The following is an 11,144-nucleotide window of genomic DNA, read 5'->3' on the forward strand; positions in this document are numbered from 1 at the left end:
AGCAGCGCATAGAGGAACTGAGGGCCGCCGTACTGCCGCGAGACGAAGGTGGCGGCCAGCGCGATCACGCCGCACAGCGCCGCGCCTGGCAGGGCGCGGCGCAGGCCCGCCAGGGCCTGCCTCGGGGTGAGGTGGCGCGCCGCGGTGGCGCTGGCGATCAGGCCCATTCGCTATTTTTCGACGAATGCCCGCTCGATGACATAGTCGCCGGCCTCGCCCTGGCGCGGACTGATCCGGAATCCGTGCTCGTCGAGCATGGCGCAGGTGTCGGCGAGCATCGAGGGGCTGCCGCAGATCATGGCCCGATCCCGCGCGGGATCGAGCGGCGGCAGGTCGAGATCGGCCAGCAGCTTGCCGGAACGCATCAGGTCGGTCAGCCGGCCGCGATTGCGGAAGGGCTCGCGCGTGACCGTGGGGTAGTAGTGCAGCCGGCCACGCACCAGCTCGCCGAGCAGCTCGTCTTCGGGTAGCTTGCGTCCGATGAAATCGGCGTAGGCAAGTTCGCTCACCTCGCGCACGCCGTGCACCAGAACCACGGTCTGGAACCGCTCGTAGGTCTCCGGGTCCTGGATGATGCTCATGAAGGGCGCCAGCCCGGTGCCGGTGGCAAACAGGAACACCCGTTCGCCGGGCAGCAGATCATCGAGCACCAGGCTGCCCACCGGCTTGCGGCTGACGATGACCTCGTCGCCCACCTTCAGATGCTGCAGGCGCGATGTCAGCGGCCCGTCAGGCACCTTGATGCTGAGGAACTCCAGGTGCTCGGCATGATTGGCGCTTGCCACGCTGTAGGCGCGCAGCAGCGGCTTGCCCGCTACCGGCAGGCCCAGCATCACGAAGTGGCCGTTGCGAAAGCGCAGCGCGCGGTCTCGGGTGGTGCGAAACGAGAACAGGGTCCCGTTCCAGTGATGCACCTGCAGAACGGTCTCGGTACCGAAGGCGGACATGGCGTGGGATGGGGTTGGCGTGTGGTGGAGAGCGGAGGGCCGGGCCGCGCCTCAGGCGCTGGTCGGCGTGAGCGGCTCGGGCAGTTCACCGATCTGTCTGAGCAGCGACCAGGGGTAGATGCCACGCCCGTGCCCGTCGCTGAACACCAGGTTCAGCCCCTGCACCGACACCGGGTGGATCTGCGCCAGACGCAGGCCGGGATCGGCCTGCACCCGGGTGCCATGGCGACGCCACTGGCTTTCGCAGGCGGCGCAGCGGCACTGTTCGCGCAGCCGCGCATGGGCAATGCGCGACCGATGATCGTCGGTCCACACGATCTCGAGCACGCCGCTGCCCTGGTGGCTCACGATCGACACCGGCTCGGCGACGCGATCCGCAGCGGTTGCATCCGCGTCCATCAGACCAGTTCCCTCAGGCCCTCGGGCCCGACCTCGGTGCCAAAGCCTTCCAGCCCGCCGTCATGCAGCTCGCTGCCCATCGCGGCCAGACTCTCTTCGCGGATGAGGTTGCGCAGCTTGTGCAGGATCTGCGTGAACGCGACCGAGGACATCATCTCGGCGGTGCGGGGCCGGGGCAGGTCGATGGTCACCTCGGCCTTGATGCGGCCGGGTCGGGCGGTCATCACATACACCCGGTCCGACAGGAAGATCGCCTCCTCGATGTCGTGCGTGATGAAGAGCACCGAGAGCCGGAACTTCTGCCACATGTTGGTCAGGATCTGCTGCATCACCACCCGGGTCTGGGCATCGAGCGCCCCGAAAGGCTCGTCCATGAGCATCACCTGCGGGCTGGTGGCCAGCGCCCGCACGATGCCCACCCGCTGCTTCATGCCCCCCGAGAGCTGATCGGGATAGTGATTCTCGAAGGCGAGCAGACCGGCCAGGCCGAGCAGGGTTCGGGCCGTGGCCTCACGACTGCTTGCCGGCACGCCCTGCATCTTCAGGCCGAATTCGACATTGCGGCGGACCGTCATCCAGGGGAACAGCGAGTACTGCTGGAACACCACGCCGCGGTTGGCGCCCGGCCCGTCAATCGCCCCCCCGTCCAGGCTCGCGCTGCCGCTGCTTGGCCGCGCAAAGCCGGCGACCACATTGAGCAGGCTCGACTTGCCGCAGCCCGAGGGTCCGATCAGCGAAACGAACTCGCCGGGGTTCACGGTGAGCGAGACATCGTCGATCGCGACCACGGCCTGTCGGGAGTTGCCGAATCGCATGCCGAGGTTGCGGACCTCGATCAGGCCGCGGGTGGCGGCGGAGGTGGGGTCTCTCATGTCCGGTCTCCGGTTCGGGAAAAGGCCAGCCAGGGCATCAGCAGGCTGCCGGCGGCGCGGATCAGCCAGCTGCAGCCCAGTCCGAGCACGCCGATCGTGATCATGCCGAGCACGATCTCGGGGTAGGTGATCAGCGAATAGGCTTCCCAGGTGAAGTAGCCGATGCCGAACTGGCCCGAGATCATCTCGGCGGCGATCAGCGACACCCAGGCCACGCCCATGCCCACCGCCAGACCGGTGAAGATCTGCGGCCCCGATCCTGGCAGCACGATGTGCCACATCACCCGCCACTCCCGGGCGCCCAGGCACTGCCCGGCCCGCAGCAGCACGGCCTCCACGCCCTGGACCCCGCTCACGGTGTTCAGCAGGATGGGAAAGAACGCACCGATGAAGGTGATGAAGACGATGCTCACTTCGTTGTCCGGCCAGAGCATGATCGAGATCGGCACCCAGGCAATCGCCGGGATCGGACGCAGGCACTCGAGGGCCGGGAACAGCAACTGGCGGGTGAGCCGATAGCGGCCGATCAGCATGCCCAGCGTCACGCCAAGCAGCGCCGCCACGCCGAAGCCAATGAAGATCCGGCGCAGGCTCATGCCCACATTGGTGAGGAACTTGTCCGATCCGAGCGCATGACCGAGGACACCCAGCACTTCCATGGGCGTGGGCAGATTCGTGAACCGGATGTAGAAGTCCCATCGGTAACGGGTGGCCAGATGCCAGAAGATCACCAGGCCTGCGAGCGAACACAGACCCAGGGCAGCCCCGGCAGCGTGTCGACGCAACGCCTCGAGCGTCAGGTCGAGTCGCCATCCCGCGGCCTGCGCGTCGGGCGTGGCGGCCACCCCGCGGGTGCGCTCCGCCGGTTCCACCAGGGCGATCGGTGCGGTGGCCATCACCGGCACATCGGCAAGCGATTCGGTGCCCAGAACTCTCAGCGGCGCGGATGACATGGGAAGCTCCGTGGTCGGTGGGGGTGTCAGATCGCGGCCGCGGCCGCGGCCATGGCCAGCGCCTCGGGGTATCCGACCAGCTTGCCGCCGCTGCCGGCGGCATGCGCCTCGGCATCCTTCTTCAGCAGGAAGGGCACGATCACCGGCTTCTTCGGGTCGGCGGCATTCACCGAGTAGAAGGCCTTGTCGGCGAAGACCTTGATGCCGAGCGCCCTGTCGTACACATAGGCCACCTTCACCTTGCGACCGGCTGCCTGGGCGCGCGACACCGAGGCCAGCGTGCACACCACCGAGGCGTGCGGCGAGATGGCCGCGCCCTCCACCCAGACCTCACCCGACTCCTTGGGGCGGGTGACCGGCAACTTGCACAGGGCGTCGGTGCCGCCGATGTCATAGTTACCCAGGGTCTGTTTCTGGGCCTCGTAGTCGAGCTTGCTCTCGGCGAAGGCCTTGCGCACGAAGCTCTCGTCCACCCAGGCATTGATGTCGAGGGGCTTTACCCGGTTCAGTTTTGTCAGCACCTCGTGGCCGATACGAATCGTGTCGAGCCAGCGGGGCTTGATCGTGGGGTCGAGGGTGTGGATGCCCCCCGGTCCCAGATAGAGGTAGGCCACCTCCTTCTCGATGCGGGTCCACTCCTCCACCTTCGCCATGGCCGCGGCCGGGTTGCTGCGCACCCACTGGTTGGCCTCCATCAGGGCCTTGATGTAGGCCACCACCACCTCCGGGTACTCGGCCGCGAAGTCCTTTCGCACCACCACGCCGTGGAAGGTGGGCACCTTGGTTTCGGCCCCGTCGAAGATCTTGCGGGCGAATCCCCGGTAGGGCAGAAGATCGGCGAAGGGCACGAAGTTCGCGTGACCGTCGATCTTCTTTTCCTGCAGGTTGGTGGTGCCCACTTCAGGGCTCTGGCTGGAGAGGTTCCAGAAGGTCTCCGGCCAGCCACGGCTCTGCATGGCCTGCAGCAGCATGCCGTGCGCCGCCGAACCGAAGGGCACCGACACCGACTTGCCCTTGAGGTCGGCCAGTTCGTAGTAGGGCGAGTCCTTGTGCACCACGAGCCCGTTGCCCGAGCCGAATGCGTTGTACGCGATGATCGCGACCAGCTTGGTCTCGTTGCCAGGCTGGGACTGCCCGGTGGCGCCGTTCACCAGCAAGGGGTAGTCGCCCATCATGCCGATGTGCAGCTTCTTCGCCATCATGCCGTTGGTGATCGGCGGGCCCGAAGTGAAGTTCTGCCAGTCGAGCCTGAACTTCACATCCTTGTAGCGGCCGGTCTTCGGCAGATGCTTCTCGAGGAGCTTGAGCTCCTTGATCACCACACCGCCGGTCACGGTGTTGGTGGTGGTGTTCTGCACACCGATCCCGATCACCACCTCCTGCTGCGCGAAGGCCGGCAGGCCGAAGGTGGCCAGGGCGGTGGCCAGTCCGATCAACAGCTTTCTGGTCATGGTCGTGATTCCTTTCAGCGTCGGTGCCGGGGCGTTTGGGGGCGAATGGGGTTTTGCAAGTCCTGTGCCAGAGCAGCCGGTTCAGCCGGGCATCTCCAGCCGGTCGCGCTTGGCGCTCACCGCTGCCCATCGTTCGGCGTCGGGGAGCGGGTCCTGCTGCCGGTCGATCACCGGCCATTCCCGCGCGAGGCGGGCATTGAGCTCGAGGAAGGCCTGCTGATCCGCCGGCAGATCGGTGTCGGCGACGATCGCGCTGACCGGGCACTCCGGCACGCAGACCGCGCAATCGATGCAGGTCTCGGGGTCGATCACCAGGAAGTTCGGGCCCTGATGAAAGCAGTCCACCGGGCACACCGACACGCAGTCGGTGTAGCGGCAGCCGATGCAGGCCTCGGTCACCACGAAGGTCATGTCGCGGCTCCGCTGCGGGCCTTCTGGGCGATTGCGATCGCGGTCAGCGCCAGTCGGGCGAGCTTGCGCACATCGGGGTCCGGATCGGTGAGCGCACCCTCCAGGGGCACGATCGCCCGGGTGTCGCCGATCTCGCCGAGCGCGATCGCCGACTCTTTTCGCAGGTTGCTGATCGGATGCTTCAGGCAGGCGGTGAGCGCCGGCAGACCGGCCTCGGCCTTGAGCAGACCGAGTGCGCGCGCCGCCTTCACGCGCACCTGCCAGTACTCGTCGTCCATGGCGCGCACCAGGTCGGTGATCGCCCGCGCCAGCCGCAGCTTGCCGACGGTCTGCGCGGCCTCCTCGCGCACCATCCACTGGCCGTCGGTCAGGGCCCGGGTGAGCGCCGGCAGCACACTTACCGAGCTGGCGAATCCCAGCGCGCCGACCGCGATACGGCGGACCTCGGGCTCGGGGTCGTTGGCGGCCACCTCGGCGAGCTCGCCCAGGGCGGTCTCGTTCTTGAGGTAGCCCAGAACACCCACCGCCTCGCGGCGAACCGCGGCGTCGGCGTCGCGCAGGCAGGCCATCGCCGGACCGAAGGCGTCGGGGCAACGCAGCTCGCGGATCGCGCGAAAGGCCATGGCGCGGGTGGCGGCGGGGACGGTGTCGCCCAGCATTGGCAGCAGGGGTGGAGCCGAGGACGGCTCCTTGAGTTCGGCCAGCACCGCGCCGACGGCGCTGCGCACCGTCTCGTCCTCATCGAGGAGCAGTGAGGCCAGCGCCTGCACCACTTCCGGCTCCTCCTGCCCCTCGAGGGCGCGCGCGGCCTCGATGCGCACCTGTGCATCGGCATCGCCGAGCATGGGCAGCAGCATGGGCACGAAGTCGTCCTCGTCGCTGTAGGGAAGCTCCATCACCGCCAGCCGGCGGACGGTGGCGTCGGCGTCGCGCAGGCGATCGCTCAGGCTCGTCGGAAGGCTCATCACGGTCTCAACGCAGCAGGTAGGGGATGTCGACGGTGATCGCGTCGGTCGGGCAGTCCTGCTCGCAGGGCAGGCAGTACCAGCACTCGTCGAACTTCATGAAGGCGGTTCCCTTGCTCAGGTCGATCGCGAGCACATCCAGCGGGCAGACATCGACGCAGACGGTGCAGCCCTTGTGGGCGATGCACTTCTCGGCATCGACGCGCACCGGCGCCTGGGTCGGGGTGAGGGCAATGGTCATGGCGTTTCCTTGCGGTCGTTGTTCGGTCAGGCAGCCTGGGCCGGCGTGGCCACGCGCAGGCGCTGGTAGGCGGTGCGTTCCTCGTCGTCGAGCGCCACCACATAGGGTTCGACCTCGCCCTTGCGCATCTGCATGCGTCCGTCACCGGACTTGCTCAGCAGCGAGTGGCAGAACCAGTTCTCGTCGTCGCGCTCGGGGTGATCGACATAGAGGTGATACAGGCCCCAGCGGCTCTCGGTGCGGAACAGCGAAGCACGGGCGGCCATCTCGGCGCAGTCGAGGATGGAGTGCGCCTCCATGGCGCGCATCAGCTCATGGGGGTTGGCGGCGACCATGTTGTGCATGTCCTCGCGGATCTCGTCGAAGCGCCGCAGGCCGATCTCGTACTTGCGGGTGATCTTCGGCGGCTGCAGGTAGTCGTTGACCAGCCGGCGGGTCTTGTACTCGAGCTGGAAGGGCGTGAGGCCCTCGCTGCGCTGCAGGGGCGCGAGGATCCTTGCGGCCTCGTCGGCCTGCGCCTGGCCGTCATGCCGTGTCTGTTCGGCGCCGGCGCAGTAGTCGGCCGCGTTCTCGCCACACAGCTTGCCGTACACGAAGGCGCCGAGCATGTAGTTGTGCGGCACGCTGGCGCAGTCACCGGCGGCGTAGAGCCCGGGAACCGAGGTCTCGCCGCGCTCGTTCACATGGATGCCTGACGCGCTGTGACCGCTGCAGAAGCCGATCTCCGAGATGTGCATCTCGATCATCTCGGAGCGGTAGTCGGTGCCCCGCTTCTCGTGGAAGCGGCCCCGGCTGGGCCGCTCGTTGGTGTGCAGGATGGTCTCGATGGTCTGGATGGTCTCCTCGGCGAGGTGGTCCAGCTTCAGGAACACCGGTCCCTTGCCGCTGAGCAGCTCGTTGTAGAACTCCAGCATCATCTGACCGCTCCAGTAGTCGCACTCGATGAAGCGCTCGCCCCGCGAGTTGGCGGTGTAGCCGCCGAGCGGGCCGGTGACATAGGCGCAGGCCGGACCGTTGTAGTCCTTGATCAGCGGATTGATCTGGAAGCACTCGAGATTGGCCAGGTCGGCACCGGCGTGGTAGGCCATGGCATGGCCATCACCGCAGTTGGTGGGGTTCTCGTAGGTGCCCATCAGGTAGCCCGACGACGGCAGCCCCAGCCGTCCGGCGGCCCCGGTGCACAGCACCGCCGAGCGGGTGCGGATCAGGTACAGCTCGGCAGTGCGGCAATCGAAGCCCATCACCGCGGCCACTTCGCCGGAAGGGCCGGTCAGGATGCGCGTGACCACCACCCGGTTGGTGATGTCGACCCGGGCCCGCTTGAGCTGGCGGTACAGGATCTTCTTCATGTGATGCCCCTCGGGCATGGGCAGCACATAGGCGCCAAGGTGGTGAACCTTGCGCACCGAGTAGTCGCCGGTCTCGTCCTTCTCGAAACGCACGCCCCAGCGGTCGAGCTGCTGGATCATCTCGAAGCTGCCGCTGGCGTAGGCCATCACCGCGGCCTGGTTCACGATGCCGTCGTTGGCCACCGTGATCTCCTTGACATACTGCTCGGGCGTCGCATGGCCGGGCACCACGGCGTTGTTCAGGCCGTCCATGCCCATCGAGATCGCCCCGGAACGCTTCACATGGGCCTTGTCGATCAGCAGCACCCGCAGCTTCGGGTTCTTCTCCTTCGCCTTCACGGCGGCCATCGGCCCCCCGGTTCCGCCGCCGATCACGACGAGGTCATAGTCCATCTCGATGGTTTTCATCCGCGTTCTCCTAGGTTCGTTCGATGCGCAGGCGGTACTGGAAGGCGTCGCCCGGGTAGTACAGGAACTCGAAATCGACCGGCTGCTCGCCGGCGTGCGTGAGGCGTTCGATGCGCAGCAGCGGCGAGGACTCGGCGATGCGCAGATGACGGGCCAGCGATTCGTCGGCGGAGATCGCCTCGATCTGCAGGTCGGCATGCGTGAGGGTCAGCCCGTGGTCGTTCTCCAGGATGGAGAAGATGTCCCGCCGGGCCAGGTCCTCACGGGCGAGCCGCTCGCCGATCGCCTCCGGGAAGTAGCTGACATCCACGGAGATCGGCGCCCGGTTCAGGTAGCGCAGGCGCTGGATCTCGACCACGCGCGCGCCGCTCCGCAGTCGCAGGCGGTTCATCACCACCTCGCTGGGGCGCTGGGTGCGCACGCTGAGCACCTGCGAAAAGGTCTCGTAGCCGGACGAGCCCATGGCTTCGCCGAAGCCCTGAAGCTTCGAGAGGTTCTGAAAGGCCTTGGGCTTGGCCACGAAGCTGCCCTTGCCGGCGATCTTGAAGATCAGGCCTTCCTTCTGCAGATCACCGAGCGCCTGCCGGATGGTGATCCGGCTCACGCCGAAGGCCTCCATCATCTGGCTCTCGGAAGGCACCTGCGAGTGCGCCGGATAGCTGCCGTCGAGGATGCGGGCCCGGATCGTCTCCCGCACCTGCGCGTGCAGCGCGAGCGCGGTCAGGGGCAGCACCGGATCGGGCTTTGCGGTGACCAGGCCCGGGGCTTGCGCACGGGTCTTTCGGGCGGGCGACATCGGCGGCATCCAACTTGTTATGACAAGTCATGACTAGCAATCACCGTGCCACCGAGCCCGGCTCATCCCCCCGGGTTGCCCGTTCCCCTCGCGAATCCCCCTTCTCGACCCGTTCCGGGGGCTGCGCGGGCCGCGCGATCGATCGCACCGCAGCGAGGCGGCCTGCGCGTTTTCCGGGATGCGGCGCCCGAGTCCGGACCGGAATGCACCGGATCGGATCGGCTGCGTCCAAAACGGAACACGAGGTGGGCCTGCGGCTCACCCGGCATGGGTGACCATGCAGTCCTGCGCCGATACCGCACCCAGCGGCCGCCGCCGGCGCCCATTCACCACGGACCAGACCGATGACCGAGAAGATCGCCAAGCCGGTGGCCGCCGCCACCATCATGCTGCTGCGCGACGGCGCGCAGGGCCTCGAGGTGTTCATGGTGGTCCGCCACCATCAGATCGATTTCGCCTCCGGGGCGCTGGTCTTTCCGGGTGGCAAGGCCGACCCTCAGGACAGCGATCCCCGCGTGCTCTCGCGCCTGAGCCGTTACGACGCGCCCAGCGAGGAGCAGTCGATGCTGCGTGCCGCCGCCATCCGCGAGGCCTTCGAGGAGTCGGGCATCCTGCTGGCCCGTCGTCAGGGCGGTGCGCCGCTGGTGGCCAACGGCGATCTCGAGCGCTGGCGCGAGGGGCTGAACAAGCACACCCTGACGCTGGGTGACATGCTGGTCGAGGGCGATCTCCAACTCGCCTGTGACGACCTTGCCCGCTTCTCGCACTGGATCACGCCCGAGTTCATGCCCAAGCGCTTCGACACCCACTTCTACCTCGCGCGGGTGCCGGTCGATCAGGTGGCTGGACACGACGGCCATGAGAATGTCGATTCGGTGTGGATCTCGCCGCAGCAGGTGATCGAGGATGCGCGCGCCGGCCGGCGCACGGTGATCTTCCCGACGCTGTCCAATGTGGTGCGGCTCGCCGAGTCGCGCAGCGTGGCCGAGGCCTTCGAGCGCGCTGCGGCTTCGGCGATCGTCCCGATTCGCCCCTGGATGGAAACGCGGCCCGAGGGTCGCTTCGTGTGCATCCCCACCGATGCCGGCTTCACGCTGACCGAGCATCGCGCAGCGGGCGGACCTGGCTGACTCCGGTTCAGCCCGGCATCCCCGCCGTCATGCCGCAGCCCTGGCTGTGAAAGACAACCCGCCCGGTCGGGCGAGGTCTTGCTTCACCACTTGAGCACGGCGGTGGCGGCCGGGCGCTGCCGGAATCGGGCATCCCAGGCCCGCAGCGCTGCCCGTTCGCCAAGCACATCGGCCTGGGCGAAGCGCGAGAACTGCAGCGCCGCCTGCAGTGTGACATCGGCGATCGACACGGATTCGCCGCCCAGAAGGGGCCGGTCATCGCTCAGCCTGGCCTCCAGGAAGTCAAGGACCGGCTGCATGCGCTCGAGCAGCGTCGCCGCCAGAGCCGGATCTGGCGGCAGGCCCAGTGGCGAACGGGTGGCATGAACCCACTGGCCGAGCGGGTTGGCCAGGCGCAGCTCCACGGTGCGCTCCAGGTCGCGCGCGCGGGCGCGCGCCAGCGGGTCGCTGCCCATGAGCGCGCCCTCGGGGAACCGCTCCTCGAGATACTCGATGATGGTCAGCGATTCGATGAGGAAGCTGCCGTCGCCGAGTTCGAGCACGGGCAGCGTGCCGAAGGGATTGCGGGCGAGGTGGGCGGGCTCGCGGTGTCGCCCCTTCAGGGTGTTGATCACCACCTGCTCGATGCCGAAGGCCGCACCTGTGGCTTCGCGTTCGGCGATGTAGAGCATCACCTTGGTGGGGTTCGGCGCCAGCGGCACCATGTAGAGCTTCATCGGAGCTGTCCTTTCCGGGCCGCAGTACGGGGCTGCATGGTAACTTCACAGGCTGTTTCGATCCGGCTCTGGTCATGCTCCGCCTTCCCCGCTTTCTGCAGCGTTCCCGGCCTGCTTCGGCGGCTGCGCCCGGTCCCGTGCCGGCGCCGTATGAGCGCGCGCAGGCGCTGCTGAACGAGGGCCGAGCGCCCGAGGCCCGAGGGGCGCTCGAGGCGCTGGTGGCAGCCGAGCCGGGCCATGCGCGTGCGCTCAACCTGCTGGGCGTGATCGCGCACCGCGCGGGCGATGCGGCCGGCGCGGTGGTGCTGTTCGAGCGTGCCATTCAGGCCGATGCGGGCCTGGCCTCGGCGCGCTACAACCTGGGCAACGCGCTGGCGGAGCTGGGTCGCTTCGAGCAGGCGCTCACGGCCTTCGAGGCGGCCCTGGTCATCGAGCCGCAGCATGTTGATGCGCTGTGCAATCGCGGCCTGGTGCTGCAGCAGTTGCAGCGTCCGCAGGAGGCGATC

13 protein-coding genes are annotated in these 11,144 nt (G+C 67.7%); 2 read left to right on the forward strand and 11 right to left on the reverse strand.

Annotated features, from left to right (window positions below; all coding sequences use genetic code 11):
* Positions 1-170: 170 nt before the first annotated feature.
* The 10 genes from AC2H6A_RS14175 to AC2H6A_RS14220 all read right to left on the reverse strand — a co-directional run bounded on the left by AC2H6A_RS14175 (position 171) and on the right by AC2H6A_RS14220 (position 8,792).
* Complete coding sequence (locus tag AC2H6A_RS14175) at positions 171-947, reverse strand: ferredoxin--NADP reductase (RefSeq protein ID WP_484274246.1); 777 nt, start codon at positions 945-947, stop codon at positions 171-173.
* Positions 948-998: 51 nt separating this feature from the next.
* Positions 999-1,346, reverse strand: coding sequence for a DUF971 domain-containing protein (locus AC2H6A_RS14180; RefSeq protein ID WP_484274247.1), 348 nt, complete (start codon positions 1,344-1,346; stop codon positions 999-1,001).
* On the reverse strand, positions 1,346-2,218 hold the full coding sequence (locus AC2H6A_RS14185; RefSeq protein ID WP_484274248.1) for an ABC transporter ATP-binding protein: 873 nt from the start codon (positions 2,216-2,218) through the stop codon (positions 1,346-1,348). The genes AC2H6A_RS14180 and AC2H6A_RS14185 overlap by 1 nt, the downstream gene beginning before the upstream one ends.
* Positions 2,215-3,171, reverse strand: coding sequence for an ABC transporter permease (locus tag AC2H6A_RS14190; RefSeq protein WP_484274249.1), 957 nt, complete (start codon positions 3,169-3,171; stop codon positions 2,215-2,217). The genes AC2H6A_RS14185 and AC2H6A_RS14190 overlap by 4 nt, the downstream gene beginning before the upstream one ends.
* A gap of 26 nt (positions 3,172-3,197) precedes the next feature.
* Entirely contained in the window at positions 3,198-4,622 is a 1,425-nt protein-coding gene (locus AC2H6A_RS14195) for an ABC transporter substrate-binding protein (RefSeq protein ID WP_484274250.1), read from the reverse strand.
* A gap of 81 nt (positions 4,623-4,703) precedes the next feature.
* The gene (fdxA, locus tag AC2H6A_RS14200; protein WP_484274251.1) at positions 4,704-5,033 is read right to left on the reverse strand and encodes a ferredoxin FdxA; all 330 of its coding nucleotides are present in this window, start codon (positions 5,031-5,033) and stop codon (positions 4,704-4,706) included.
* Positions 5,030-5,998: a HEAT repeat domain-containing protein gene (locus tag AC2H6A_RS14205; protein ID WP_484274252.1), complete on the reverse strand. Its 969-nt coding sequence runs from the start codon at positions 5,996-5,998 to the stop codon at positions 5,030-5,032. The genes fdxA and AC2H6A_RS14205 overlap by 4 nt, the downstream gene beginning before the upstream one ends.
* 7 nt (positions 5,999-6,005) lie before the next feature.
* The gene (locus AC2H6A_RS14210; protein ID WP_484274253.1) at positions 6,006-6,239 is read right to left on the reverse strand and encodes a 4Fe-4S dicluster domain-containing protein; all 234 of its coding nucleotides are present in this window, start codon (positions 6,237-6,239) and stop codon (positions 6,006-6,008) included.
* Between the two features lie 26 nt (positions 6,240-6,265).
* Complete coding sequence (locus tag AC2H6A_RS14215; protein ID WP_484274254.1) at positions 6,266-7,996, reverse strand: fumarate reductase/succinate dehydrogenase flavoprotein subunit; 1,731 nt, start codon at positions 7,994-7,996, stop codon at positions 6,266-6,268.
* A 10-nt stretch (positions 7,997-8,006) separates the two neighbouring features.
* Entirely contained in the window at positions 8,007-8,792 is a 786-nt protein-coding gene (locus AC2H6A_RS14220) for a GntR family transcriptional regulator (protein WP_484274255.1), read from the reverse strand.
* Positions 8,793-9,136: 344 nt separating this feature from the next.
* Between AC2H6A_RS14220 and AC2H6A_RS14225 the strand changes: the two genes are divergently transcribed.
* Entirely contained in the window at positions 9,137-9,922 is a 786-nt protein-coding gene (locus tag AC2H6A_RS14225) for an NUDIX hydrolase (RefSeq protein WP_484274256.1), read from the forward strand.
* 83 nt (positions 9,923-10,005) lie between these two features.
* On the opposite strand, the gene AC2H6A_RS14230 is transcribed toward AC2H6A_RS14225, so the two are convergent.
* Complete coding sequence (locus tag AC2H6A_RS14230) at positions 10,006-10,638, reverse strand: glutathione S-transferase family protein (RefSeq protein ID WP_484274257.1); 633 nt, start codon at positions 10,636-10,638, stop codon at positions 10,006-10,008.
* Positions 10,639-10,712: 74 nt separating this feature from the next.
* On the opposite strand from AC2H6A_RS14230, the gene AC2H6A_RS14235 reads away from it, so the two are divergent.
* The coding region (locus AC2H6A_RS14235) for a tetratricopeptide repeat protein (protein WP_484274258.1) at positions 10,713-11,144 on the forward strand (432 nt) is incomplete at its 3' end.

The organism is Quisquiliibacterium sp., from assembly GCF_982640115.1.